Here is a 25,659-nt window from a genome sequence, read left to right on the forward strand (position 1 = left end):
GGCCTACTTCCGGTAGTTGGCGATCCGGAGCAGGATGAAGGCCGGAACGACGATCGCGGCGCCGAGCAGGATATAGCCAAGGAAGCGGTCGATGGCGCGGAAGCCCAGGTTCCAGACATCCATGAAGAACTTCTGGATGCCATAGAAGACATCCATCGGCGACCAGCCGAAGGCATTCATGACAAGGCCGACGAGGAACGAGACCACCAGCAGCTTCAGGATCACCCTGAACGGCGAGTCGCCGAGAAAACGCGTCAGTGCGGACAAGGCCGTCTCCCGATTGAGATGCCCAGACTCACGGGCACCGCCCAGAAATACGTGCTTGGCGGCTATCCATCAAGCCAGCGCGGCCCGCGCGGCAGAAAGTGTGCGTGGCGTGGAACTGTCGGTCCGTTCGTGACGGCGCAGGACGCGCCCGGCCGTTCGATAGCGCCCTCGATCCCGACTTATCTGTTTTCTAACCAATTGCCGCTATTGCCGTTCCAAGAGCGGGAGCCAGGCTTTGGCGGGAACAGGAAAAATCGGCGCGCACCGCACAGTCATGCTGTCGGTCGTGGTGCCATGCTACAACGAGCGTGACGGTGTGGCCGAGCTGCATCGACGCGTCAGTGCCGCATGCCTCGAGCAAAGCCGTTCCTACGAGATCGTGCTTGTCATCGACGGGGCGACCGACGGCACCCGCGAGGCCATTTTCGAACTGGCCGAAAAGGACGACCATGTGGTCGCCATCGACCTTGCCCGCAATTACGGCCATCAGATCGCGCTCAGCGCCGGGCTGGAATTCTGCCGCGGCGAGCGCATCCTCATTCTGGACGCCGACCTCCAGGATCCGCCCGAACTGCTCGGCGCAATGATGGCGAAGATGGATCAGGGCTTCGACGTCGTCTACGGCCAGAGGATGAAGCGCGACGGCGAGAGCTGGTTCAAGCTGGCTTCCGCCTCGATGTTCTATCGCTTGCTGGGCCGGATGGTCGATGTCGAGATCGCGCAGGACTCCGGAGACTTCCGGCTGATGAGCCGCCGCGCGGTGGACCATTTGAACGCGATGCCCGAATGCTACAGGTTCATTCGTGGCATGGTGAGCTGGATCGGGCTGAGGCAGGTCGCCTTCCCCTATGAAAGACACCGGCGCTTTGCCGGCACCACCCACTATCCGTTGAAGAAGATGGTTCTTCTGGCGGTCGACGCGATGACCAGCTTTTCGATCGTGCCTTTGCGGTTTGCTTCGCTGCTGGGGATGATGTTCGGCGTGCTCGGACTGGTCGTGCTCGGCTATACGCTGTTCGAATGGTCCAGGGGCAACGTGGTGCCCGGCTGGACGAGCCTTGCCGCGATCATGCTGATCATGGGCAGTGTGCAGCTTCTGGTGCTCGGCATATTCGGCGAGTATCTCGGCCGCATGTATATGGAGACCAAGCGGCGGCCGCTCTACTTCGTCAACGAAATCGTTTCGCGCGACCAGCCAGCCAAGGACAGCGACCTGCCCGTCCATCGCCTGCAGGAGATGGCGAAAAGAGCCGCGCGTGGTTGAGGCGAAGGTCGACCGGATGCAACGGGAACGGCATGGACAGGATGCGGTCGGCTCTTCCGTCTGATTTCTCGCGGATGCTGCGCTTTGGCGCCGTCGGGCTGCTCAACACGGCGCTTGGATACACGATCATCCTGACCGGGTTGTGGCTGGGACTGGGCGACATCGTTTCCAACGCGGCAGGCTATGCAGCGGGCCTCACCCTTGGCTTTTTCCTCAATCGCCGATGGACATTCACAGCAGCGGGCGGCTTTCGCCCCGGCACAGCCGTACGATACGCGATCACCTTCATTGTCTCCTACAGCGCCAATCTAGGCATAGTGATCGCCGCAATGTCCGCCGGCATCATCGAAAACCCTTTCGTCCATCTGGTGGGAAACTGCCTCTACACCGTCATCTTCTATCTCGGCTCGTCCCGTTTCGTCTTCGTCGGCGGCGCGGACGATGCCGTGGCCGCAACGAACGCGAAATGGCCCGGAGTTGCGACATGACCGAGGCCGCAGCATCGACGGCAACACCGTCGCTTGGAGCCGTGATATGACACAAGCCGCAGCGATCTTGACGGCGACGCCGTCACCCGGAGTTGCGACATGAATCAGGCCGCTGCAATCGTGACGGCTACCCCGTCACTGAACGACGCGCAACGCATCAGGCTGATGTTCTGCCTTCTCTGCGCCTGCGTCGTGGCCTATGTGCTCACCGCCTTCGCCGGCGCGATCCTGCAGGATCCCGACAATTGGTGGCAAGTGAAGGTCGGGCTGGACTTCCTGGCAAACCGGACGTTTCCAACCGTCGACCCCTATTCCTATACGTTCGCCGGCCAGCCCTGGATCGCCAAGGAATGGCTGGGTCAGGTGCTTCTGGCCCTTGCTTACAATGCGGGCGGCTGGAATGGCGTCGTCACGCTGATCATCGCCACCGTCGGCCTGACGGTCTTCCTGATGGGATGGTTCCTCAGCGCCTGGCTGAAGCCGATCCTGGCGATAACGCTGGCCTTCACAGCGGCTTTCCTGGTCGCTCCGATCTATACGGCGCGCCCGCATGTCTTCACCTTGCCGATCATCGTCGTCTGGACGGCAATGCTGTTTCGCGCCGCGCATGAAGAGAAAGCCCCGCCCCTGTGGCTGCTCGTGCTTGTCGTCTTGTGGGCGAACCTGCACGCCACCTTCACCCTGAGCTTCGTCATCGCTGGATTCGCCGGACTGGAACTGCTGTCGCGGACCGGCCTGTCGAAGCCCGCGCTTCTGGCAAAATGGGTTGCGTTTGGACTGCTCTGCCCGCTGGTCAGCCTGATGCATCCCTATGGGGTGAAGGCCATCCTGGCCACGTTCACCGTCGCCTATGGCAACGAGGCGGTGCCGCTCATCCTGGAGTGGCGCCCGTTCAATGCCCAGGAGCACCTCTTCCAGGAAGCGGTGATGCTGCTGGCGCTTTTCGGGCTTTTGGTATCGAGGCTCCGGATTGGCTGGGCCAAGGCGTTGTTCATCGTCTTCGCCTTGCATGTCTATCTCGGCCATATGCGATTTGTGTATCTGCCTTTCCTGTTGATTCCCCTGGTGATTGCGGTCGAGGTCGCACGGCAGTATCCTTCGCTCTCGACCACGACCTGGTTGGCGGAAAAACGTGACGGGCTGGAAAGGCTCTTCGCCAGCCGATTCCATGCGCTCTGCGGCACCATGGCTGTCTTGCTGGTCGCAGCGGNGGCTGGAAAGGCTCTTCGCCAGCCGATTCCATGCGCTCTGCGGCACCATGGCTGTCTTGCTGGTCGCAGCGGTTTTGATCCTCGGCAGCGCCTATCAGGTTGCACCGAGCCCGAAGACATCGGCCAGCGGCGCCCTGGCATTCGCCGGGGATCACCACCTCACAGGCAACGTGCTGAACTCCTACAATTTCGGCGGTACGCTGATTTTCCATGCCATCAAGACCTATATCGACGGCAGGACGGACCAGCTGTTCCTGGGCGGATTCACGAAAGCCGATGAGGCAACGGGCAAGAGCGTCGGAAAGCCGCTGCTCGAGGCCCAGCTGAAAAAATACGCTGTTGGCTGGGCGCTGCTTACAGCCGACGATACCCGCATCCCGTTCTTCGCGGAATTGGGCTGGAAGCGGGCCTATGCGGACGACTATGCCGTGATCTACCTGCCCGGCGCCTGATTTTTACAGCGATTTTTCAACGCCGATCTTTCAACGCCTGCGCCAATCGGCTTCATCAATCGAACACCGGTTTGCCTTGACACCGATGTTGCAGTGCAGCAAAATTGCGCGACAGAGGGTAGATCTGTGCGACCAGCAAACTGGCATTTTTCGCAATATCAGGACGTCGCCGCATGAGCGATGCAGCAAGCTGCGGCAAGCCAACACCGCCGACCCCATCATCCGGACCGGTCAAATGAACTACAGGCGCGACATCGACGGTCTGCGGGCGATCGCGGTGCTGCCCGTCCTGCTCTTCCATTTCGGCGTGTCCGCCATTCCCGGCGGCTTTACCGGGGTCGACATCTTCTTCGTCATATCGGGCTATCTGATCAGCGGCAGCCTGCTCGACGATCTCGAGCGCGGCCAGTTCTCGATCGGCCGTTTCTACTGGCGCCGTGCGCGCCGCATCCTGCCGGCGCTGACCTTCGTCATCGTGCTCGCGAGCATTGCTGCCTGGTTCATCCTTTTGCCGACGGATCTACACGAATTCAGTCTCAGCGTGATCGCGGCCTCGACCTTCTGGTCGAACATCTATTTCTGGAAGACGACCAACTATTTCTCCATCGATGCCGCACTGCGGCCGCTGCTGCACACATGGTCGCTTTCGGTCGAGGAGCAGTACTACATCTTCGCTCCGATCCTTGTGTATCTGATCTACCGCTATGCCTCGAAACGCTGGTTAACGATATTGCTGCCGATCGCCATCGGCAGCTTTGCCGTCGCGGTCATGGCAACCACGCTGGCGCCGACCGCCGGCTTCTATCTTTTGCCGACACGGATCTGGGAACTGGCGCTGGGCGCCATGCTGATGCTGAAAAGACCTCCGGCGCTTGCCAGCCGGCTGGCGATGGAACTGATCGGCCTGGCCGGCTTTGTCCTTGTCGCGGCCGGTTTCCTGACGATTTCGGAAAGCGACCCGTTTCCGGGCTACAATGCCCTGTTGCCCTGCGTTGGAACGGCGCTGCTCATCTACGCCGGCACCGACCGCGCGGGCGCGGAAGGGCCGGCACCCATTGCCACCCGCGTGCTTCGGTTCGCCCCGCTGGTCTGGGTCGGCCTCATTTCCTATTCGCTCTATCTGGTTCACTGGCCGATCAACTCGTTCGTCCACTATCTCTCCCTGAAGGCCATCGGCGTGCCGACGATCGTCGCGATGACGGTGGCCAGCTTCGCCCTGGCGACGTTCTCCTGGAAATATGTCGAGCAACCCTTTCGCCAGAAACGGGCGTTCACCGCCCCTTTGCCCATCTTCGCCTTTTCGGCGACGGCGATCGCGCTGCTGTGCGTCGTTGGCCTGACTGGTGCGCTGGGCAACGGTTTTCCGCAACGGTTCCCGGATTTTTCGACCGAACGGATTCGCGTCGGCGACTGGCGCAACGGCGTCTGTTTCAATGAAGGCGAGACCCGGATCGAGACCTGGAACCTCGCCGACTGCACCCGCACGCAGGGCTTTGCCACCAATGTGCTGCTGTGGGGCGATTCCTTTGCGGCCCACTATGTTCCGGGGCTCGACGCAAACGCGCAGAAGGTCCAGGCCAACGTCATCCAATACACCTATGCCGGCTGTCCACCGGACCTCAGCTATTTTTCCTATGCCCGGCCGGCCTGCACCCGCTTCAACGAACGGGCCCTGTCGGTCATCCGGGATGCCAATGTCCAGGCGGTGATCCTGAGCGGCCGTTGGAGCGACTACCAGATCAGGGGCTTCGATGGCCTGCAGAAGACAGTCGACCGGCTTCGCGAAATGGGCGTCAAGGTCTATGTCATCGGCCAGTCTCCGGAATTCGTCGCCGACGTCCAGAAAATCGCTTTCTTCGCAACGCGGGAGCATGCCACGAACACGTCCTGGCCGATGGCCATGGATCCCGACATCAACAAGCGAGTGCTGCCATTCGTCAAAGGCGCTGATTTCATCGACCCGCTGGCCTATCTGTGCGACGCGGCCGGCTGTTCCTACGCCGATGCAGGCACCAAGCAATTTCTCTACTTCGACTACGGCCATTTCTCGACCGCCGGAGCGGAGCTCGCCATCTCGAAATACTGGCCGAGCTTTGCCGCGAGCAACGAAGTCGCGAAGGCAAAAGTGCAATCCGCGGGCCATGGACCCGCTGAACCGCCGCAACTTGCGACGGGAGCCGGTTTGCGATTGCCCGGAGGCTAATCCTCATGGTAACGAGGCTGCTGCGCGGGTATGATGTAATGGTAGCCTGTCAGCTTCCCAAGCTGAACGCGCGGGTTCGATTCCCGCTACCCGCTCCAGCATATGCCGCAAGGGTTTGCGCCTGATTTGGAGCAAGCTAAAGTGGGTGGTTTTTAAAGGCAGTTTTACCGCTTTCGTTCCGCTTTTGGTCGAGTCGCTCTCTTGGACGCTACAGCGCGCGTCCGACGACGACCGCACCCAGCTGGTGCTCGACTGGGCCGGCGGCCGGGCGTTTGCCGGCGAAATCATTGATCCTCGACGGCGAGATGATCGCGCCCGAGCCGGACGGCCGGCCGAACTTTCACGCCATGCATTCGCGCATGGCATGGAATGCCGAGCTGCTTGCCTTCGTCGCCTTCGACATCTTGCACAAGGATGGCGAGGATCTGCGCCCGCTGCCGGTGATCGAGCGCAAGGTGATTCTGTGGGACCTGGTAAAGCCCGCCGACGGCGTCATCCAGTACAGCCAGTACCTTGAAGGCGGTGGCGCCGAGTTCTTCGCGGCGGCCGAGCGGATAGGCCTCGAAGGCATTGTGTCGAAGCTCCTACCGCAGCGGCGCCAGGGATGAGGCTTGGGTGAGGGAGTTCGGCCCCAATGTGCTGGTTTTCCGATCAGTGCCGCCCGTCAAATAAAACCGCCGTCGACCGGGCACAGAAAAGCCCGCCAGGGGGCCAGCGGGCTTAAGTGTCATAAGGCTGACGAGGAGTAGGGTTTGAATTCCCGTCGCAGGGCAAATTAGCTGGAACTCACATAAGGGCAATTAGTCCAACGGCGTATCACGCTTACCCTGCCCATTAGCCGCAGCTAAACTTATCTGGACTCACTGCCACTTTGGAAGCATTCTTCCTTTGGGAGTGAGGGGCGTGGGCAAAGTCCAGCGTCATCAAGGTGCCAACCAGGCTGATCGCTGGCGAAAGAACGCCAGGAAGCGGCGGCCAGGCTTCATCCTTCGAAGGTAACGTTCAGTATCAGGAACACTCTATGATGGACGTCAGCACGCTTCTAACAATTTTGCGTAGCCGCAAGGTGAACCTATGGGTAGAAGGGTCCCGGCTTCGATGCAGTGCTCCTGTGGGTGCAATCGACGCGGAATTGAAATCGGCACTTGTCGATCAGAAAGATGAGATAATTGCCCTCCTGCAAGCGGATACGCCGCCAGGTCATTTGACTGAAGCGCCGACAGCTAGATCCGAACAGCCAGCAAGCTCGACACTGCAGACGATTTGTCGCGAAGTTGCTGCACCGGTCCCGGTGGCACCTGAACGAATGACGCAATTTGTGAGCGAATTGCGCAGTTGCAGTTTTGACCTCGCTAGTTGCGCAAAGCGACTGGGGGTTTTTCCTCGCCTAGGGGTTAATTTCTGGGCCTCGATGAGACCCGACTGGGTCCCTCGTGCAAACGATCCCATGGACAATCTTATTTCGCTCTTTATTGATGGCCGTCAGGTCAACACGAACCTCTTTGCCAAACAGCTTACGTCGAGGTTCGTCGATACAGCGCTTGATATGGGCCTCCTGACCGACTGTGCGGGCGGAGTCCTGCAAGCGAACGCGTGTTTATTTCCTTGCTACGGCAGCTACATTGTAACGGACCATCCTGCCAAGAATTCCACAATCAATCAGGTCATGTGGTTGTGGGGAGAGAGCTTTGTTCTCGGCGGCTTGGTCAAAAGAAGTCCACGACGGCGGGCTGTCGATTTGGGGACAGGATCCGGTATTCACGCGATACTGGCCGCAGATCATTGTTCGTCGGTTATCGGCGCGGACGTCAATCCGCGCGCTGTTGAATTTGCAACGTTCAATGCAATGCTTAACGGCAAAAGCAACGCACAGTTTATTTTAAGCGATTTGTTCAACTCAATCGAGGGAACATGCGATCTCCTCTTGGCCAATCCTCCTTACGCTCCTGATAGTGCAGCGCAACCAGGAGACAATTTCTGGAGCGGCGGACTGCAAGGGACCGACCTGCTTCGAAAAATTGTCGAATCGCTGCCTGCCAAGCTCGATCCTGACGGAACAGCCCATCTAATTGCCCTCTATCCGAATCCGCCCGCCACAAAGACTCGAGATCATTTTGATATGTGGCTTGGTGGGAAGATAGGCGACTGGGATGTGCTGGATCACACCTGGCCGGTGCCGCACTACGAAGATTTATTCTCCTTGCAGCCCTACCAGGGCGACAAGAGCGCGTGGCGTTTCGGCGTGGTCAGCCTGCGTCGCTCTGCCTCCGGAAATGGTTGGTGGAAAGAGGGGGCCGGCAGAGGTTTGTTTTTCGGGACGGATGGACGCTGCAACTTGGTTGCCGATCACGACGGCCACTGACCCCTTGCGCTGGGAAGAACCGCGGCATTGTAACCGTCCGACGGTTTTACATTTCGACGGTAACCCATTGATTTCAAACAAGCGCTATTTGCCCGATTTTACACGGAAGTCGTTGGAATCCGGTCGAAAGGGCTAGCTTCCCAAGCTGAACGCGCGGGTTCAATTCCCGCTACCCGCTCCAGCATATGCCGCAAGGGTTTGCGCCTGATTTGGCTCCGGAAACCAGTGGGCGCCGCAGGCAAGTCTAAGCCTGGACTATTCGCATCTGCTTCTTGAGAAGGAACCGGGTGAAGTTCTCGAAGTTGCGCGGCGCCACCTGTTCGGGGAGGTGGGCCAGCACGTCTCCGGATCGGGCGTCGTCCTGGAAACGCTCCACCCACTCTTCGGTATGCGTGTCCCGCTGCAACCGCAAATTCGTCTTGAACTCGCAGTCGGGCATCTCAACCGACAATTGCCGGGCAACCGATGCGACGTAGGGACGAGGATCATCCAGCAGATCTTCGTAGAAGAAATGGTCGTGGGGCAAATCGGCGAGGCGCAAGTAGGCCTCCCAGAAGGCATAGCTCTGCTCGATCAGGAAATAGGCCCGGCAGATACCGGCGAAATCGTATTGCGGAACCATATCCGCGCGGTCCATCGTGCTTCTCCAACCGCCAGACGCCTTTGCCCGGCAGTAGGAAATCGCCTGACGAAGGCGGTCCCGCCGCTCCAGCAGGATCAAACCCATGGTATGGCGCCGGACACATTCGGCAAGGAAGTCGGCTCCATGTTTCGCCTGCGACCAGTGAAGGTGGCGTGGAAACAGTTTTACGGCGAACCTGCCATTCGCGGTCCCGCCGCGATCGATGACGGCAGACAGGAGTTCATCGAAGGATTTCGGCTTGAAACCCAGATTGGCCGTGTCGAGCCATTCGGCTGAGTTGCCTAACAATCCGGTGCTGTTTGCGAGGCTGCCAAGCCATTCTGAGCCGCTACGGGCCTCGGTCAGTATCGCCACACCTTTCATGCGTGCCGGTTGCCCCCTGCCTGTAAGCGTATGACCGGTATTGCGGGATACGGTTCTGCGCCTCGATGGCTCCTCGGCATGGTCACCTCCGTCTAACAACACGTCAATTAGTAGCCTCTAATATGATTCCGTCAATTCGATCTTCGGCTAAACAGTCTTAGGCTAAACAGGCCGGCCAATTCCGTCGCTGGGTGCGACACACAGGTCTGGCCCTTGCATACGTCTCCAATCAAGAAGTCACCCGGCCACCGCAGCGGTGGCCGGCCTTCAACTCGCGGTCCGTTACAGCCAGATGCCGACCCAGACGCGCTCACGCCAGCAGCGGACACGGCGACGGCCATGGCGCCAATAACGACGGCAGACCCTTCTCCAGACGCGACGTCGTCCGCCATGGCGATGGTGGCGGCGATACCATCGGCGATGGGATATCTGCTCCACCTCGACCTGGTCGTCGTCTTCGAAGACAGCCGGATCAGGCTTGTCCAGTTCATCGAGAATACCGTTGCCCTGGGGAATACCGTTGCCTTGGGGAATACCGGCAACCGCGCGGCCGGGTCCGGCTACGCTTGCAAACGCAACTGCCCCCGCAACGCCAAGCATTCCAGTGAGAAATAACCGACGTTCCATCGAAGCCTCCAGAATTGTTGACCGCCGATGCTTCTGCTTCGTTCCCTCGCCCAAAACGGGCTCCAGCGAGCATGCCGACTGGACTGAACGCGCGAGCTCGATTCGCGTTCCATCATCCCACTTCGCGCAGGATAAAATCGTGCAGCATCTTGGCGGCCGGCGACAGCACGCGATTCCTGACCGTGATCAGGCTGTAGGGCCTGACCTCGATGTCGAACTCGGTCTGGACGACGTCGATGGCGCCGGCGAGTCCGTCGGGATTCTGGATGAATTTCGCGACCTGTATCGAGACCGGGGCGATGGCGTCGGACTGCGCGACCATGACCAGCGTCAAGAGCAGCGAGCTGGTGTTGAGGATGCGGTCCGGAAGCGCGATGTTGCGGTTGAGGAAATTGCTCTCCATCGCCTGGCGCAAGGGCGAACCGCCCGATTGGAAGACCCAGTCATAGGCGGCGGTATCTTCCAGCCGCACCACGCTGCCCCTGGTGAGCGGGTGGCCGCGGCGCACGATCAGGCAGGCTTTCTCGACGCCGATGACACGGGATTCGAACAGCCGTGGGTTCAGGTCGTCAGGAATGCGCGCAATGATGAAATCATGGCGCGTGGCAATAAGTTCGCGCGCCAGCACATTCGAGGTCTCGACCTGCATGGTGATCTCGATGTGCGGATAGATGCGGCGAATTTCGCGAATCGCCGGCACCGCCAGTTCGATCGCCGGCGCCGTCACGGCACCCAGGAACACCGAGCCGCCCTTGCCCGCCTTGAGCTCGGAGATCTCGCGATCGACCTCGCGCATCTCCAGCAGGATCGAGCGCGCACGCCTCGCCAGCGCCTTGCCGTAGGGCGTCAGCGTGACGCCACGCGGCAGCCTTTCGCACAGTTTGACCTCCAGCACCGCCTCCATCTCGGCGATCATGCGCGAAGCCGCCGGTTGCGAGATGTTCATGACCTGGGCAGCCGCGCTCACCCGACCGTGATCGTCCAGGGCCACGATCATGCGCATGTGACGCAGGCTGAGACCGCTGCGCAGCAGGGTCTCGCCGTCACCGGGCAGCTCGTTGTAACCCTCTGAAATTCCACCGGGATTGCGCAATGTCGCCATGAATGCCCCTAACTCGCCAATATCGTGTTCCTGGATCCAACATATATCAGTCCCGGTATAGCAACCATCAAAGATCGCATTTGACAGTTATGGCAAAGAGCCACACCCTTCGCGCGTTCCGAGACGTGACAGTCGCCGACGATGAAATCGTATCGATTGAAATCAGCGGTTCGGGACCATGGGAGGATACCGGAGATCGATATGACGGCAGCAGTGCCTTGGCGCTTCTGCACGATTGCGCGGCCCGCGACCCCCGGGGTGCCGCGTCCATCAAACAGGGAGAGTTATGTGAAAATCATCAAGACACTGGCCGCAGTCGCGGCGCTTGGCATCGCTGCCATGACCTATTCGGCTCACGCAGCCGACAAGGGTCTTGTCGGCGTGCTGATGCCGACCAAGACTTCGCAGCGCTGGATCAATGACGGCGACGCCGTCAAGTCCCAGCTCGAGGCTCTTGGCTACACCGTTGACCTGCAGTACGCGCAGGACGACATCCCCAACCAGCTCAGCCAGCTGGAAAACGAAATCACCAAGGGCCCGAAGGCGCTGATCATCGCCTCGATCGACGGCACCACGCTCTCGGATGCGCTGCAGAAGGCCGCTGACGCGGGCGTCGTCGTGGTCGCCTATGACCGCCTGATCAAGAAGACCGCCAATGTCGACTATTACACCACCTTCGACAATTTCGGCGTCGGCGTGATCCAGGCGAATTCGCTGGTCAAGGGCCTCAAGGAACGCTTCCCGAACACCAAGCCGTGGAACGTCGAACTGTTCGGCGGCTCGCCCGACGACAACAACGCCTTCTTCTTCTACAATGGCGCGATCTCCGTCCTGCAGCCGCTGATCGACGACGGCTCGATCAAGATCAAGTCCGGCCAGATGGGCATGGACAAGGTCGGCACGCTGCGTTGGCTCGCCGCCACCGCCCAGGCGCGCATGGACAACCTGCTGTCGGCCAACTATTCGGACGGCAGCCGCGTCGATGGCGTTCTGTCGCCCTATGACGGCCTGTCGCGCGGCATCACCGCCTCGCTGCGCGCCGTTGGTTACGGCACCGACGCACAGCCCTGGCCGATCGTGACCGGCCAGGACGCCGAGACCGCCTCGGTCAAGCTGATCATCACGGGCGAACAGTACTCGACCGTGTTCAAGGACACCCGCGACCTGGCCAAGGCCACTGTCGGTCTGGTCGACAAGGTGCTCTCGGGCGGCAAGCCTGACGGCCTCGACACCAAGACCTACAACAACGACGTCAAGGTCGTTCCCTCGATCCTGTTGACGCCGCACGAAGTCGACAAGTCGAACTACCAGAAGCTGGTCGTCGACTCCGGCTACATCAAGGCCGAAGACCTGAAGTAATTTCGGTTGCAAAGCCAGGGGTCCTGCGCAACGCAGGGCCCCTTTTCGTTCACCAGCGACCCCGGTATTGTTGCGGACCTCGCAGGAGAATTATTGCCCATGACCTCGACGATTTTGGAGATGCGCGACATCACCAAGACGTTCCCCGGCGTGAAGGCGCTGTCGAACGTCAACCTCAGCGTCGAGGAAGGCGAGATCCACGCCGTGGTCGGAGAGAACGGCGCCGGCAAGTCGACGCTGATGAAGGTCCTGTCGGGCGTCTATCCCGCAGGCACGTATGATGGCCAGATCATCTTCCAGGGCCAGGAATGCCAGTTCAAAGGCATCCATGACAGCGAACACAAGGGCATCGTCATCATCCACCAGGAGCTTGCGCTGGTACCGATGCTGTCGATCACTGAAAATATCTTCCTCGGCAACGAACACGCCAAATACGGCGTCATCGACTGGGATGCCAACGAGGCGCGCACCGGCGCGCTGTTGAAGAAGGTGGGCCTCAAGGAGGACCCCAAGACACTGATCACCAATATCGGCGTCGGCAAGCAGCAGCTGGTCGAAATCGCCAAGGCGCTGAGCAAGGACGTCAAGCTTTTGATCCTCGATGAGCCGACCGCGTCGCTCAGCGAGAAAGACAGCCAGGCGCTGCTCGATCTTCTGCTCGAATTCAAGCGGCAAGGCATGACCTCGATCCTGATCTCGCACAAGCTCAACGAGATCAACCGGGTCGCCGACAAGGTAACGGTCATCCGTGACGGACGCACCATCGAGACGCTGGCCAAGAAGGATATCAGCGAAGATCGTATCATCACCTCGATGGTCGGCCGTTCGCTCGATGACCGCTATCCGCCGCGCGAGCCCAAGATCGGCGAGGTCGTGTTCGAGGTGAAGAACTGGTCGGTCTATCACCCGCTCCACGCCGAACGGCAGGTGATCAAGGGCATCGACATCAATGTGCGCAAGGGCGAGGTGGTCGGCATTGCCGGGCTGATGGGCGCCGGGCGCACCGAATTCGCGATGAGCCTTTTCGGCCGCTCCTATGGCCGCCGCATCACCGGCGAGGTGCTGCTCAAGGGCAAGCCGGTCGATGTCTCGTCGGTAAGCAAGGCGGTCCAACACGGCATTGCCTACGTCACCGAGGACCGCAAGACTTACGGTCTCAACCTCATCGACCATATCAAGCACAACATAACGCTTGCCAATCTCGGCGGCGTGTCGCGCCACAGCGTCATCGACGACATGCGCGAACTCGCCGTTGCCAACGACTATCGCAAGAAGACCAATATCCGTGCATCCAGTGTCTATCAGTTGACCGGCAATCTTTCCGGTGGCAACCAGCAGAAGGTGGTGCTGTCGAAATGGCTGTTTGCCGACCCGGACGTGCTGATCCTCGACGAGCCGACACGCGGCATCGATGTCGGCGCCAAGTACGAAATCTACACGATCATCGCGCGGCTTGCCTCGGAAGGTAAGGCGATCGTGGTCATCTCGTCGGAAATGCCGGAATTGCTCGGGATTACCGACCGCATCTACGTCATGAACGAAGGACGCATCGTGGGCGAAATGCCCGCGGCGGACGCGAGCCAGGAAAAAATAATGCGCGCCATCGTCCGGGGAGAAGGAAAAGCAGCATGAGCACCGATAGCGCCCCCGCCCCACAGGGCAACATCGCCGAAGAACAGCGTCCACGCATCGCCGTGTCGGCGCTGGCGACGAATTTGCGCGAATACGGCCTGATTATCGCGCTGATCGTCATCATGCTGTTCTTCCAGTTCACCACCTCGGGAACGCTGTTCAAGCCGGTCAACCTCAGCAACCTGGTGCAGCAGAACTCGTTCATCATCGTGATGGCGCTGGGCATGCTGCTGGTCATCGTCTCCGGCTATATCGACCTCAGCGTCGGATCGGTCGCCGGTTTCATCGGCGCGCTGGCGGCAAACATGATGGTCATCTGGCAGCTCGGACCGCTCAGCAATCCGCTGGTGGTTTCGATCATCTGCCTGATCGTGGGCGGCCTGATCGGCGCCGCGCAAGGCTACTGGATCGCCTACCACAGGATACCGAGCTTCATCGTGACACTAGCGGGCATGCTGATCTTCCGCGGCATCTGCCAGGCGCTGCTCGGCGGCGGCTCTTCGGTCGGCCCGCTTCCGGACGACTTCAAAATGCTCAGCTCCGGCTTTATCCCTGACGTGATCGGCCCGCTGACGCTTGTCCCGCCGGTAGTGAACGCGGCCGGCAAGACCATCCTGGGCAGCGGCGTGACCCTGCACATGACGACGGTCGTGCTCGGCCTGATCGCCGTGCTGGCCTATGCCTATTTCGGGGTAAGGACGCGGCGCAAGCGCGAACGTCATGGCTACGAGGCCGAGCCCTTCCCCCTGTTCATCGTCAAGACGCTGGTCGCCAGCGCGCTGGCGCTGTTCCTGGTCTATGAGTTCGCCAGCTACCGGGGCCTGCCGGTGGTGCTGCTCGTCATGGGCGTGCTGATCACGCTGTTCGTCTTCGTCACCAAGCGCATGACCATTGGCCGCCGTATCTACGCGATGGGCGGCAATCCCAAGGCGGCGCAGCTGTCGGGCATCAACACCGAGCGGCTGACTTTGCTGGTGTTCATCAATATGGGCGTGCTGTCGGCGCTCGGCGGCCTGATTATCGCGGCACGCCTCGGCCAGGCGGTGCCGGCGGCGGGCCTAGGCAGCGAACTCGACGTCATCGCCGCCGTCTTCATCGGCGGCGCCTCGGCGATGGGCGGCGTCGGCCAGGTCATCGGCGCCGTGGTCGGCGGCTTCATCATGGGCGTGATGAACAACGGCATGTCGATCATGGGCGTCAATGTCGACTGGCAGCAGGTGGTCAAAGGCCTGGTGCTGCTCGGCGCCGTGATCTTCGACGTCTACAACAAGAACAAGGCCTGACAGGAGCAATTCCAGGAAAAGTGCGTCGCGGTTTTCCCACAGGAATTGCGTAGGAACAAAACTACCGGGAGCGGGTCGAACCGCTCCAGCAAGGGCAACGAGGAAGGCATACGGGTCACATCGCGGCGCTGCCGGCAACCCGCCGGCATGAAGAAGTTCCCTCCAGGAACCAGGCCCCGCGAGCGCAATCCGAACGGAGAATTTCACCCGTGGCACGGACGACGTTCCGGCCGCGCTTGGGAAGGCTTGCCGCACCGGCAGCCATGCCAAGGCACATGAGAGAGGATTGATCATGCTGATCTCGCAGATTCTCGACGACGCCGAGACCATCCGTGTCGTTGCCCGCAGCGGTGGCAAGACCCGGATCATCAACGGGGCGCGCAGCGTCTATTCGCTGGCGATGGAGGCTGCCCGCACCGGCGTCGGCCTCGTCGCGCTGATCGAGCGCAAGGGACTTGGCGAGACGGTCGATCTCGACGCCGCCTACAAGAAGGGGCGGCTCCTGTCGCCGATCAATCACCCCGATCCGGCGCACCTGCATCTGACCGGCACCGGGCTGACCCATCTCGGTTCGGCCGCGACGCGCGATTCCATGCACAAGAAGCTAAGCACCGACGGCGAGGAGCAGCTCACCGATTCCATGAAGATGTTCCGCATGGGCCTGGAAGGCGGCAAGCCCGCGAAAGGCCAGACCGGCGTGCAGCCGGAATGGTTCTACAAGGGCAACGGCACGATGGCCGTGGCGCCGGGTGCCGCGCTGCTGTCACCGGCTTTCGCCAAGGACGCCGGCGAGGAACCCGAGGTGGCCGGCATCTATGTCATCGGTGACGACGGCGCCCCGTTCCGCGTCGGCTTCACGCTGTCGAACGAGTTTTCCGACCACGTGACCGAGCGCGTCAACTATCTCTTCCTCGCCCATTCCAAGCTGCGCAACGCCTCCTTCGGACCCGAGATCCTGATCGGCGACCTGCCATCGGACATCCGCGGCACGTCGCGTATCGTGCGCGACGGCAAGACGCTGTGGGAAAAGCCGTTCCTGTCGGGCGAAGCGAACATGTCGCACACCATCGGCAATCTCGAACATCACCACTTCAAATACTCGGCCTTCCGCCAGCCCGGCGACGTGCATGTGCACATGTTCGGCACGGCGACGCTGTCCTTCGCCGACGGCATCAAGACCGAAGCCGGCGACGTATTCGAGATCGAGGCCGGGGATTTCGGCCTGCCGCTACGCAACCCGCTCGAGATTGAGCAGCCGGTGAAGGTGGCGGTCAGGGCGTTGTGATGGAGTGATCTCCCCCCTTGTGGGGGAGATGGCCGGCAGGCCAGAGGGGGGCGCTGTCCCGCCAGCGTCTCAATCGAAACAATTCTGTCTTCAGGCTATTCCCGGCATTTTGAAGAAAGGCCGCGATCCTTCGCGCCCCCCTCTGCCCTGCCGGGCATCTCCCCCGCAAGGGCAGGGGAATCGCACATGAGTACAAACGTACTCTTGTGCGANAGCTGATTTAGCTGGACGACGCGTGGTGTGAGGCGCCCCCCTCTGCCCTGCCGGGCATCTCCCCCACGAGGGGGGAGATTGGCAGCCTCAATCCCTCAATAAATATCGAAGTCGAAATATTTGGCCTGGATCTTCTTGTAGGTGCCGTCGGCGACGATGGCGTCGATGGCCGCGTTGAGCTTGTCGCGCAGTGCGGTGTCTTCGAGGCGCACGGCGATGCCGGCTTGCGTCTCCGTACCCTTGACGTCTCCAATCATCTTGCAGCAGCCGTCGCTCGCCTTCTTCATCCAGTCCATCAGCACGAACTTGTCCGAGATCACAGCGTCAAGCCGGCCGTTCTGCAGGTCGGTGATCGCTTCCTCCTGGGTCGGGTAGAGCTTTGCCTCCGCGCCTGCCTTGCCATAGACATCCTGGTCATAGGTGGCCTGCGTGGTCGCAGCCTGGGCGCCGACCGTCTTGCCGGCAAGTGCCGCCGGTTCGGTGGAGGCGATGTCGCTGTCCTTCAAGGCGACCAGGGCGAGCGGCGTCGTATAATATTTGTTGGTGAAGGCGACCTGCTTCTTGCGCTCTTCGGTGATGCTCATCGAGGCGATGATGGCGTCGAACTTCTTGGCCTGCAGGGCGGGGATGATGCCATCCCAGTCCTGGGTGACGATTTCGCACTCGACCTTCATCTGCGCGCACAGCGCATTGGCGATGTCGATATCGAAGCCGACAACCTTGCCGTCAGAGGTGATGGTGTTGAACGGCGGATAGGCGCCCTCGGTGCCGATTTTCAATTTCTCGGCAGCCTGCGCCGACAGAGAGCCGGCCGCCATCGCCAACATGGCAGCGCCTGCCGCCGATAGGATCCATTTTGAAATCTGCATTTTCTTGTTCCCCTTGAACGCCGCATCCCGGCGATCGACAAGCCAGCCAAGCATGATGTGCCAGCGCAGGCAAGTATTTTACCTGGTAGTAATCGGAGCTCAGCCCGCAGGGCGGAAATGCTTGGACAGCTTCAGGCCTTGTGCCTGGTAGTTGGAGCCGAGGTCGGTGCCGTAAAGCGCCTGCGGCCGCTTCAGCATGTGCTCGTAGACCAGCCGGCCGACGATCTGGCCATGGTCGAGGATGAACGGCACTTCGTGGCTGCGCACTTCGAGCACCGCCCGGCTGCCGGTGCCGCCGGACGCCGAATGGCCGAAGCCCGGATCGAAGAAGCCAGCATAGTGAACACGGAATTCACCGACGAGCGGATCGAAGGGCGTCATCTCGGCTGCATAGAGCGGCGGCACATGCACCGCTTCCTGGCTGACGAGGATGTAGAACTCGTCGGGATCGAGCACCAGTTCGCCGGCGCCGCTCTTGTGGATCGGCTCCCAGAAGTCGACGACATCCTGCGCGGCGCGCTTGTCGACGTCGACGAGACCGGTGTGATGCTTGCCTCGATAGCCGACCAGCCCATCAGTGTCGCCATTAAGGTCGATCGACAGTGCGATGCCACCGCCGGAAATATTCGGCGGTTCGGTGGCGACCAGCATCTCGGCACGGTGCAGTTCATGCAATTCGGATTCCGAGAGCAGTGCGTTGCCGGTGCGGAAGCGTATCTGCGACAGGCGCGAACCGGTGCGCGCGACGATCGGGAAGGTGCGCGGGCTGACTTCCAGATAGAGCGGACCGTTGTAGCCGGCGGCGATCTTGTCGAACTCGTGGCCGCGGTCGGTCATGACGCGGGTGAAGATATCGAGCCGGCCGGTCGAGCTCTTCGGGTTGGCCGAGGCCGAAATCTCCGCCGGCAGCGCCAGGCTTTCGAGCAGCGGCACGATGTAGACGCAGCCGGTTTCCAGCACAGCGCCTTCGGCAAGATTGATCTCGTGCAGCTTCAGGCGATCGAGCTTTTCCGAAACCGTGTGGTTGGGGCCCGGCAGGAAGGAAGCCCGCACCCGCCAAGCCGTGTCGCCGAGCCTCAGATCGAGGCTGGCCGGCTGGATCTGGTCGGCATCGAGCGCGCGCGCCGACTTCAGCGCGCCGGACTGGAACAGCGCCGCAATGTCCTGATCGGGAAGAATGCCTGTCTGCCGCAAGGCTGCGCTCCTGGCCGACGATTTTCTTGTCGCACAAACCTCTTAATGAAGCCGGCAATTGACGCAAGCATGGGACGGGTCTAAAGGGTCGTTATCCCGTGGTGATTTGGCCGGTCGGCTTGCAGCCACGTTAAACAAGTCGCTAAAGGACCGTTGGCCGCAAGGCCGTATGGACCGGTTGCGACTTTCGCGGCCGGTTTTTTTGTGTCTGGAACAAAGCAATGAGCAACAAGAAGCGCAATTGGAAGCCACAGACAGCCCTCGTGCACGGCGGAACCCTGCGTTCCCAATTCGGCGAGACGTCGGAAGCAATGTACCTCACCCAGGGCTATGTCTACGAGACGGCGCAGGCGGCGGAGGCCCGTTTCAAGGGCGAGGAGCCAGGCTTCATCTATTCGCGCTACGCCAATCCGACGGTCGACATGTTCGAAAAGCGCATGTGCGCGCTGGAGGGCGCCGAGGATGCGCGCGCCACGGCGTCGGGCATGGCGGCGGTGACGGCAGCGCTCTTGTGCAGCGTCAAGGCCGGCGATCATATCGTGGCGGCACGCGCGCTGTTCGGCTCCTGCCGCTGGGTGGTCGAGACGCTGGCGCCGCGCTACGGCATCGAGGCGACGCTGGTCGATGGCACCGATATCGCCAACTGGGAAAAGGCGGTAAGGCCCAACACCAAGCTGTTCTTCCTGGAAAGCCCGACCAACCCGACGCTGGAAGTGGTCGACATATCAGCCGTCGCGGCACTTGCCAATTCAATCGGTGCGCGGCTCGTCGTCGACAATGTCTTCGCCACGCCGCTGCAGCAGAAGCCGCTGCAGCTCGGCGCCCACATTGTCGTCTATTCGGCCACCAAGCACATCGACGGCCAAGGGCGTTGCCTGGGCGGCGTTATCCTGTCGGACAAGAAGTGGATCGACGAGAACCTGCACGACTATTTCCGCCACACCGGCCCCAGCCTGTCGCCGTTCAATGCCTGGACGCTGCTGAAGGGACTGGAGACGCTGCCGTTGCGCGTGCGCCAGCAGACGGAAAGCGCCGGCAGGATCGCCGATTTCCTGGCCGAGCAGCCGCAGATCGCCCGCGTCATCTATCCCGGCCGTGCCGACCACCCGCAGGCTGATATCGTCAAGAAGCAGATGTCGGGCGGCTCGACGCTGGTCTGCCTCGACGTCAAGGGCGGCAAGCAGGCGGCCTTCGCCTTGCAGAATGCGCTGGACATCGTTCTGATCTCGAACAATCTCGGCGATGCCAAGAGCCTGATCACCCATCCGGCGACGACGACGCATAAGAATTTGAGCGACGAGGCGCGCGCCGAACTCGGCATCGGGCCAGGTACGCTCAGGCTGTCGGTCGGCCTGGAGGATACCGACGACCTTCTGGAAGACATCGCGCAGGCGTTGAGGGCAGCCAAATAGGGAAGACAGTCAGGTAGGTCCGTCGAGCAGGCGCGATCAGGCGCTTGACGGCGTCTCCTCCAGTTCGGCCGCCTTGGTGCGGATGGTCATCGCGTTGCCGCGCCAGTCGACGGCGCCGCCGAGCCAGCCGCGCGTCCACATCGCCGGCAGGATCAGGTCGCGCACCATGATCGCCGCGACCATGCGCGGCGACAGGTACCAGCCCTTGGACCAGGCCAGGGCGCACTCCGGAAGATAGAAGGCCGCCAACACGGCAAGCGCGGTCGCCCAGAGGCTGAAGCCGGCGCCTGCCGCCGCAACCAGCGCAAGCACCAGCGGCACCACAGCGCCAGTCAGGATTTCGGGCGTGAAGAACAGCGGAAAGGTGACGCGGCGCAGGCGCGCCCAGCGGGCCTGGCGCGACCAGATTTCGCCAAGCCTGCGCCGGCCGAGCGGCTGCTCGAAGGGCGAAGCGACGAGATTGACGCGCAGGCCGAGGCCGTTCACCAGCTTGGTCGCGGCGGCGTCCTCGGCGATCTCGGCCGCCAGCGCGCGAATGCCGCCGCTGGCATCCAGCATCGGCTTGTTCCACAGCATGCTCTTGCCCTGGGCGAAGCCAAGGCCGAGCGCCTCGCCGGCATATTGCCAGCGGGCCTGCAGCGTGTTGAGAAAGGCGCATTCGACCTCGGCCCAAAAACCGTCGGGACGCGAGCCGATCGGCGTCGAGCAGACAAGGCCGGTATCGGCCCGCCACGCCGCCATCAAATGCTCGATGTAATCCCTGGGCATCAGCACGTTGGAGTCTGCAAGAACGACCCAGTTGTGGCGCGCCGCTTCCCAGCCCTTGACGCAGTTATTGAGTTTGGGATTGGCGCTGACGCGGTCGTCCCCGATCAACAGCCGGGCCGGCACTTTGGGAAACCGGGCAATTGCCCTGTTTATCAGTTTGACGACCGGATCGTCGGCATGGGCGACGCAGAAGATCAGCTCGTAGCGCGGCCAGTCGAGCGAGAAGGCGCGCTCCAGTGTCTCGTGCGTGAACGGCTCGACACCACGCGATGGTATGACAATCGACACCGGCTGCGATTTGCCGCCGGGCGGGGCGACCGTGGTTCGCCGCTTCAGCTGCGAAGCGGCAAGCGAAATGCTGGCGGCATTTGAGAGGATGAGAGCAGTCGAAAGCGAGGCGGCTATGAGAGTGAGTTCCATCGAGATATGGTCACTCCAGAAAAGACGGCCGGCTTTATGGCCGTTTTCAACAGTTCGACAGAGCGTCGAGTCGCCCGCTTGGCGCACACCACCATTGTCCTGTGTCACTTAAATGACATTCTTTGCCGGCACCTGCCTTTCAAGGCCGGGCGCGACAAGACGCGCATGTTGACCTGCCCGCCGGGAGCGCCGAAATTACCGGATCAGTTTGGAGCCGTTTATGTATCGCGCCGTCACGCGCAACATCGAAGTGCAGGTCAGGCCGTTCTACCTCGAGGACCGCTCGGACCCCTCGGAGAACCGCTATGTCTGGGGCTATCAGATAACGATCGACAACCAGTCGGACGAGTTCGTGCAGCTTCTGGCGCGTTATTGGCATATCACCGACGGCACCGGCCGGGTCGAGGAAGTGAGTGGGCCGGGCGTCGTCGGCGACCAGCCTGAACTCAATCCCGGCGACAGCTATCAGTATACGTCCGGCTGCCCGCTCTCGACCCCGTCAGGGATCATGGTCGGCCGCTACACGATGCGCAACAAGCGCGGCGAGACCTTCGACATCGCCATTCCGGCATTTTCCCTCGACCTGCCAGGGACGCGGCGGACGGTGAATTAGCGGCTTTCTCCCCGTTCCACGGAGAGAAAGCCGGTTCCTTCATTGCGCCGCGAATTCCGCCGGGTCGAAGTCATATTGCTTCGAGCAGAACTCGCAGGCGACGTGGATGCCGCCATCCTCGGTGCTGTCCTTGATCTCCTGCGCGGAAAAGCCCTCGAGGATGCCGCGGATCTTGTCGCGCGAGCATGAGCACTGGTCGGCGACGGGAACGCCGCCGAAGACGCGCACGCCATGCTCGTGGAACAGGCGATAGAGCAGCCGTTCGGCGCCGATCGTCGGATCGATGAGTTCGGTCGGCTCGATGGTGCCGAGCAGCGCCAGCAATTCCTGCCAGGAATTATCGGCCGGATCGTGAACTTCCTCGCGCGGATCGCCATCGCCACCGTGCAGGTCCGGAACGCGCATGCGCTCGGGCGATTGCGGCAGGAATTGCGCCAGGATGCCGCCGGCACGCCACTGCTCGCGCGCCCCGCCAGGGCCGGGCGTCAACAGCTTGGCCACCGATAGCCTGATATCGGTCGGGATCTGTTCCGACTGGCGGAAATAGGTGCGCGCGGCGTCTTCCAGCGTTTCGCCGTCAAGCTGAACGATGCCCTGATAGCGCTGCGTGTGGGCGCCCTGGTCGATGGTCAGCGCCAGAACGCCGCTGCCGAGCAGCGTCTGCTGCGATGTCTCGCCGACCGCGACCAAAGCCTCGAGCCGATCGGCGTCGAAGCGCGCATAGGCACGCAGCGCCGAGGGCGTGGAGAAGTCCGCCACCAGCATGTCGACCGGCCCGTCGGTGCGGGTCTGCAGGATGAACTTGCCCTCGAACTTGAGCGAAGTGCCGAGCAGCACCGTCAGCACACAGGCTTCCGCGAGCAGGCGGGCGACCGGCTCGGGATAATCGTGGCGGCTCAGGATGGCGTCGAGCATCGGCCCGAGCTGGACCGTGCGGCCACGCACGTCGAGAGGGCCGACCTCGAAGGGCACGACGTGATCGTCGCCGGCGTAGCCGAACTCGCCGAGTTTGGGGTGGTGTTCAGTCACTTGATACGTTTCCAACATGACAAAGCTCCGGGGCGCGGCCATGCCGTCCTCTCGGGAGCATGCGTCCAAACGCGCTTGATTTGCGTGATGCGGCGCAGATAGGCATCGCGGCCCCGCAGATCAAGCGCCCAGACACTTCAGGCACCCGGACACGTCAAGCGCCCAAACACCAGGCAAGCACGGCCTTCTGGGCGTGGAGCCTGTTCTCGGCCTCGTCGAAGACCACCGAATGCGGGCCGTCGATGACTTCGTCGGTCACTTCCTCGCCGCGATGAGCAGGCAGGCAGTGCATGAACAATGCGTCGGGCTTCGCCCTCGCCATCAGCTTGGCATTGACCTGATAGGGCGAGAACACGTTGTGGCCACGGGCGCGATGCTCCTGCCCCATCGACACCCAGCAATCGGTGACGATGCAGTCGGCCTGGTCGACGGCCTCCTCAGGCGAGCGCGTGAAGTGCAGCTTGCCGCCATTCGCCTGCGACCAGTCGATATGCTTCTGCGCCGGCTCGCTGCCTTCGGGCACGGCGACATTGAGGTTGAAGCGGAAACGCGCCGACGCCTCGAGCAGCGAATGCAGCACATTGTTGCCGTCGCCGGTCCAGGCAATGGTCTTGCCGGCAACCGGACCGCGATGCTCCTCGAAGGTCATGATGTCGGCCATCAGCTGGCATGGATGGGTATCGTCGGTCAGCCCGTTGATCACCGGAATGGTGGCGTTCTCGGTCAGCTCCAGCAACCGTTCGTGCGAGGTGGTGCGGATCATGATGGCGTCGACATAGCGCGACAGCACCTTGGCGGTGTCGGCGATGGTCTCGGAACGGCCGAGCTGCATCTCGGTGCCGGTCAGCATGATGGTCTCGCCGCCAAGCTGGCGCATGCCGACGTCGAAGGACACCCGCGTGCGCGTCGACGGCTTGTCGAAGATCATGGCCAGCACCTTGCCTTCGAGCGGCTTCGAGCGCTCGCCGGCCTTGAGGCGCTCCTTGCGCGCCACTGCATCGGTCAGCATGAAGCGCAAATCGCCTTCGGAAACGGCGGAAAGATCGGTGAAGTGGCGAAGTGACATCGGCAACGGTTCCGGGATTTACTTCGCGGCGGCGGAGGCGATCGCCTCCACCAGGCCCTTGGCGCCGGCGCGGATGCGATCGAGCGCGTCGTGGATCTCGGCATCGGTGACGGTGAGCGGCGGCAGCAGGCGAATGACGTTGTCGCCGGCCGGAACCGCCAGCAGGTGCTGGTCGCGCAATGCCATGTTCACCTTGGCATTGGGCATGGCGCATTTGAGGCCGAGCATCAGCCCGGCGCCCCTGATGTCCTCGATGACCTCGGGAAATTCGTCGGCAACGGCGGCAAGTCCCTGCTTTATCAGCAGCGCCTTGCGCTGGACGTCCTCGAGGAAGCCCTCTTCGAGCACCACGTCGAGTACGGCGTTGCCGACCGCCATGGCCAGCGGGTTGCCGCCGAAGGTGGTGCCATGCACGCCGGCGGTCATACCGACGGCCGCTTCGTCGGTGGCAAGGCAGGCGCCCATCGGGAAGCCGCCGCCAATGCCCTTGGCAATGGCCATGATGTCGGGCGTGACGCCTGACCATTCATGCGCGAACAGCTTGCCGGTGCGGCCGATGCCACACTGGACCTCGTCATAGATCAGCAGCAGGTCGTGCTGGTCGCAAAGCTGGCGCAGCCGCTTCAGCGATTGCGCAGGCACCGGGCGGATGCCGCCCTCGCCCTGCACCGGCTCGATCAGGATCGCGGCGGTCTCCGGGGTGATCGCCTTTTCGGCGGCATCGATGTCGTCGAAGCCGACCTGGTCGAAGCCTTCGACCTTGGGTCCGAACCCCTCGAGGTATTTGTACTGGCCACCGGCCGCGATGGTGGCCAGCGTGCGGCCGTGGAAAGCACCCTCGAAGGTGATGGTGCGGAAGCGCTCGGGATGGCCCTTGACGAAGTGGTAGCGCCGCGCCGTCTTGATCGCGCATTCCAACGCCTCGGCGCCGGAGTTGGTGAAGAACACCTTGTCGGCGAAGGTGGCATCGGCCAGCCGCTCGCCAAGCCGGTTCTGCCCGGGAATCTCGTAGAGGTTGGAAACGTGCCAGAGCTTGGCTGCCTGCTCGGTGAGGGCCGCGACCAGGTGCGGATGGCCGTGGCCAAGCGAATTGACCGCGATGCCGCCGGCGAAATCGAGATATCGCTCGCCCTTGTCGGTAACCAGCCAGGAGCCTTCCCCATGGTCGAAAGCCAGGGGTGCGCGAGAAAAGGTCTCGAAAAGCGCCGAACCGCTCATTATATGCTTCTCCGGTGCCGGAAAATCAAAAAAGCCGCCAAAGCGGCGGCCTTTGCGGCTTATCGTGTTTTTCGGCCATGAAGTCAACGAAAACGTCGCGTAGTGGCACGCGGCAAGCCCCCTGACAGGACGCCGGCTCATAAGAGAGCGGCAAGTTGGGGAAAACCGAAAAAACCGATTCGTGTTGCACTTGGGACTCTTGTCACCGAGTCAGCGCATAGAGTAGTTGTAGTCGAGAAATAACTAGATTTCGTGCGGCGGACCTAATCACCAGATATATGTGGTGTCTGCCCCAGCAGTGGTGCTGGGTCGGGAG

21 protein-coding genes, 1 tRNA gene and 1 riboswitch are annotated in these 25,659 nt (G+C 61.8%); of the genes, 13 read left to right on the forward strand and 9 right to left on the reverse strand.

Annotated features, from left to right (window positions below):
- Positions 1–3: 3 nt before the first annotated feature.
- Positions 4–267 carry a DUF6460 domain-containing protein gene (locus X741_RS157300; protein ID WP_023768339.1) on the reverse strand — a complete coding sequence of 88 codons (264 nt, stop codon included), beginning with the start codon at positions 265–267 and terminating at the stop codon, positions 4–6.
- Between the two features lie 274 nt (positions 268–541).
- Here X741_RS157300 and X741_RS157295 point away from each other — a divergent pair, with 274 nt between their 5' ends.
- From X741_RS157295 to X741_RS1000000167450, 6 genes are all read left to right on the forward strand, one after another.
- Entirely contained in the window at positions 542–1,531 is a 990-nt protein-coding gene (locus tag X741_RS157295) for a glycosyltransferase family 2 protein (protein WP_051410427.1), read from the forward strand.
- A 32-nt stretch (positions 1,532–1,563) separates the two neighbouring features.
- On the forward strand, positions 1,564–2,019 hold the full coding sequence (locus tag X741_RS157290) for a GtrA family protein (RefSeq protein ID WP_023777186.1): 456 nt from the start codon (positions 1,564–1,566) through the stop codon (positions 2,017–2,019).
- A gap of 1,898 nt (positions 2,020–3,917) precedes the next feature.
- The gene (locus tag X741_RS157285; RefSeq protein WP_023777187.1) at positions 3,918–5,885 is read left to right on the forward strand and encodes an acyltransferase family protein; all 1,968 of its coding nucleotides are present in this window, start codon (positions 3,918–3,920) and stop codon (positions 5,883–5,885) included.
- 24 nt (positions 5,886–5,909) lie between these two features.
- Positions 5,910–5,983 (forward strand) — tRNA-Gly (locus X741_RS157280).
- 189 nt (positions 5,984–6,172) lie between these two features.
- Positions 6,173–6,493, forward strand: coding sequence for a hypothetical protein (locus tag X741_RS157275; RefSeq protein ID WP_156937864.1), 321 nt, complete (start codon positions 6,173–6,175; stop codon positions 6,491–6,493).
- Positions 6,494–6,906: 413 nt separating this feature from the next.
- Positions 6,907–8,247 (forward strand): methyltransferase, encoded by a 1,341-nt coding sequence (locus tag X741_RS1000000167450; RefSeq protein WP_084018426.1) that lies wholly within the window; start codon positions 6,907–6,909, stop codon positions 8,245–8,247.
- Between the two features lie 244 nt (positions 8,248–8,491).
- Here the strand turns inward: X741_RS1000000167450 and X741_RS157270 are convergent, their stop codons facing one another.
- Entirely contained in the window at positions 8,492–9,253 is a 762-nt protein-coding gene (locus X741_RS157270; RefSeq protein WP_023777190.1) for a Stf0 family sulfotransferase, read from the reverse strand.
- Positions 9,254–9,592: 339 nt separating this feature from the next.
- Between X741_RS157270 and X741_RS1000000169660 the strand changes: the two genes are divergently transcribed.
- Positions 9,593–9,868 (forward strand): hypothetical protein, encoded by a 276-nt coding sequence (locus X741_RS1000000169660; RefSeq protein ID WP_156934524.1) that lies wholly within the window; start codon positions 9,593–9,595, stop codon positions 9,866–9,868.
- A 124-nt stretch (positions 9,869–9,992) separates the two neighbouring features.
- Here the strand turns inward: X741_RS1000000169660 and X741_RS157260 are convergent, their stop codons facing one another.
- Positions 9,993–10,982, reverse strand: coding sequence for a LysR family transcriptional regulator (locus tag X741_RS157260; RefSeq protein ID WP_023777191.1), 990 nt, complete (start codon positions 10,980–10,982; stop codon positions 9,993–9,995).
- 288 nt (positions 10,983–11,270) lie between these two features.
- Here X741_RS157260 and chvE point away from each other — a divergent pair, with 288 nt between their 5' ends.
- The 4 genes from chvE (at position 11,271) to araD1 (ending at position 16,541) form a co-directional block, all read left to right on the forward strand.
- Complete coding sequence (gene chvE / locus X741_RS157255; RefSeq protein ID WP_023768349.1) at positions 11,271–12,341, forward strand: multiple monosaccharide ABC transporter substrate-binding protein; 1,071 nt, start codon at positions 11,271–11,273, stop codon at positions 12,339–12,341.
- A gap of 99 nt (positions 12,342–12,440) precedes the next feature.
- Positions 12,441–13,973, forward strand: coding sequence for a multiple monosaccharide ABC transporter ATP-binding protein (mmsA, locus tag X741_RS157250; protein WP_023777192.1), 1,533 nt, complete (start codon positions 12,441–12,443; stop codon positions 13,971–13,973).
- Positions 13,970–15,256 carry a multiple monosaccharide ABC transporter permease gene (gene mmsB, locus X741_RS157245; RefSeq protein ID WP_023768351.1) on the forward strand — a complete coding sequence of 429 codons (1,287 nt, stop codon included), beginning with the start codon at positions 13,970–13,972 and terminating at the stop codon, positions 15,254–15,256. Before mmsA ends, mmsB begins: the two co-directional genes overlap by 4 nt.
- A 292-nt stretch (positions 15,257–15,548) precedes the next feature.
- Entirely contained in the window at positions 15,549–16,541 is a 993-nt protein-coding gene (gene araD1 / locus X741_RS157240) for an AraD1 family protein (protein WP_023777193.1), read from the forward strand.
- A gap of 308 nt (positions 16,542–16,849) precedes the next feature.
- Here the strand turns inward: araD1 and X741_RS157235 are convergent, their stop codons facing one another.
- Positions 16,850–17,623 carry an ABC transporter substrate-binding protein gene (locus X741_RS157235; protein WP_023768353.1) on the reverse strand — a complete coding sequence of 258 codons (774 nt, stop codon included), beginning with the start codon at positions 17,621–17,623 and terminating at the stop codon, positions 16,850–16,852.
- A 99-nt stretch (positions 17,624–17,722) separates the two neighbouring features.
- The gene (locus X741_RS157230) at positions 17,723–18,817 is read right to left on the reverse strand and encodes a 2'-deoxycytidine 5'-triphosphate deaminase (RefSeq protein WP_023777194.1); all 1,095 of its coding nucleotides are present in this window, start codon (positions 18,815–18,817) and stop codon (positions 17,723–17,725) included.
- 88 nt (positions 18,818–18,905) lie between these two features.
- Positions 18,906–18,983: riboswitch (SAM riboswitch) on the forward strand.
- A gap of 55 nt (positions 18,984–19,038) precedes the next feature.
- Here X741_RS157230 and X741_RS157225 point away from each other — a divergent pair.
- The gene (locus tag X741_RS157225) at positions 19,039–20,229 is read left to right on the forward strand and encodes an O-succinylhomoserine sulfhydrylase (RefSeq protein WP_023777195.1); all 1,191 of its coding nucleotides are present in this window, start codon (positions 19,039–19,041) and stop codon (positions 20,227–20,229) included.
- Between the two features lie 36 nt (positions 20,230–20,265).
- Here the strand turns inward: X741_RS157225 and X741_RS157220 are convergent, their stop codons facing one another.
- Positions 20,266–21,417, reverse strand: a complete 1,152-nt coding sequence (locus tag X741_RS157220; RefSeq protein WP_023777196.1) for a ceramide glucosyltransferase — start codon at positions 21,415–21,417, stop codon at positions 20,266–20,268.
- A gap of 220 nt (positions 21,418–21,637) precedes the next feature.
- Here X741_RS157220 and apaG point away from each other — a divergent pair, with 220 nt between their 5' ends.
- On the forward strand, positions 21,638–22,030 hold the full coding sequence (apaG, locus tag X741_RS157215) for a Co2+/Mg2+ efflux protein ApaG (protein ID WP_023777197.1): 393 nt from the start codon (positions 21,638–21,640) through the stop codon (positions 22,028–22,030).
- 39 nt (positions 22,031–22,069) lie between these two features.
- On the opposite strand, the gene X741_RS157210 is transcribed toward apaG, so the two are convergent.
- The 3 genes from X741_RS157210 to X741_RS157200 form a co-directional block, all read right to left on the reverse strand.
- A complete protein-coding gene (locus X741_RS157210; protein ID WP_031249923.1) occupies positions 22,070–23,101 on the reverse strand; it encodes an Hsp33 family molecular chaperone in 1,032 nt (343 codons plus the stop codon).
- A gap of 112 nt (positions 23,102–23,213) precedes the next feature.
- Positions 23,214–24,125: an ornithine carbamoyltransferase gene (gene argF, locus X741_RS157205; RefSeq protein ID WP_013897269.1), complete on the reverse strand. Its 912-nt coding sequence runs from the start codon at positions 24,123–24,125 to the stop codon at positions 23,214–23,216.
- 18 nt (positions 24,126–24,143) lie between these two features.
- Positions 24,144–25,343, reverse strand: coding sequence for an aspartate aminotransferase family protein (locus X741_RS157200; protein WP_023777199.1), 1,200 nt, complete (start codon positions 25,341–25,343; stop codon positions 24,144–24,146).
- Positions 25,344–25,659: the final 316 nt, after the last annotated feature.

The sequence above is a fragment of the Mesorhizobium sp. LNHC221B00 genome (assembly GCF_000502935.1).
Taxonomy (GTDB): domain Bacteria; phylum Pseudomonadota; class Alphaproteobacteria; order Rhizobiales; family Rhizobiaceae; genus Mesorhizobium; species Mesorhizobium opportunistum.

What these genes read in the sequence shown, in the direction of transcription:
- X741_RS157295 (WP_051410427.1), top strand. Translation starts at nt 542, where the DNA reads ATGCTGTCGGTCGTGGTGCCATGCTACAACGAGCGTGACGGTGTGGCC.
- X741_RS157290 (WP_023777186.1), top strand. Translation starts at nt 1,564, where the DNA reads ATGGACAGGATGCGGTCGGCTCTTCCGTCTGATTTCTCGCGGATGCTG.
- X741_RS157285 (WP_023777187.1), top strand. Translation starts at nt 3,918, where the DNA reads ATGAACTACAGGCGCGACATCGACGGTCTGCGGGCGATCGCGGTGCTG.
- X741_RS1000000167450 (WP_084018426.1), top strand. Translation starts at nt 6,907, where the DNA reads ATGATGGACGTCAGCACGCTTCTAACAATTTTGCGTAGCCGCAAGGTG.
- X741_RS157270 (WP_023777190.1), bottom strand. Translation starts at nt 9,253, where the DNA reads ATGAAAGGTGTGGCGATACTGACCGAGGCCCGTAGCGGCTCAGAATGG.
- X741_RS1000000169660 (WP_156934524.1), top strand. Translation starts at nt 9,593, where the DNA reads ATGGCGCCAATAACGACGGCAGACCCTTCTCCAGACGCGACGTCGTCC.
- X741_RS157260 (WP_023777191.1), bottom strand. Translation starts at nt 10,982, where the DNA reads ATGGCGACATTGCGCAATCCCGGTGGAATTTCAGAGGGTTACAACGAG.
- mmsA (WP_023777192.1), top strand. Translation starts at nt 12,441, where the DNA reads ATGACCTCGACGATTTTGGAGATGCGCGACATCACCAAGACGTTCCCC.
- mmsB (WP_023768351.1), top strand. Translation starts at nt 13,970, where the DNA reads ATGAGCACCGATAGCGCCCCCGCCCCACAGGGCAACATCGCCGAAGAA.
- araD1 (WP_023777193.1), top strand. Translation starts at nt 15,549, where the DNA reads ATGCTGATCTCGCAGATTCTCGACGACGCCGAGACCATCCGTGTCGTT.
- X741_RS157235 (WP_023768353.1), bottom strand. Translation starts at nt 17,623, where the DNA reads ATGCAGATTTCAAAATGGATCCTATCGGCGGCAGGCGCTGCCATGTTG.
- X741_RS157225 (WP_023777195.1), top strand. Translation starts at nt 19,039, where the DNA reads ATGAGCAACAAGAAGCGCAATTGGAAGCCACAGACAGCCCTCGTGCAC.
- X741_RS157220 (WP_023777196.1), bottom strand. Translation starts at nt 21,417, where the DNA reads ATGGAACTCACTCTCATAGCCGCCTCGCTTTCGACTGCTCTCATCCTC.
- apaG (WP_023777197.1), top strand. Translation starts at nt 21,638, where the DNA reads ATGTATCGCGCCGTCACGCGCAACATCGAAGTGCAGGTCAGGCCGTTC.
- X741_RS157210 (WP_031249923.1), bottom strand. Translation starts at nt 23,101, where the DNA reads ATGGCCGCGCCCCGGAGCTTTGTCATGTTGGAAACGTATCAAGTGACT.
- argF (WP_013897269.1), bottom strand. Translation starts at nt 24,125, where the DNA reads ATGTCACTTCGCCACTTCACCGATCTTTCCGCCGTTTCCGAAGGCGAT.
- X741_RS157200 (WP_023777199.1), bottom strand. Translation starts at nt 25,343, where the DNA reads ATGAGCGGTTCGGCGCTTTTCGAGACCTTTTCTCGCGCACCCCTGGCT.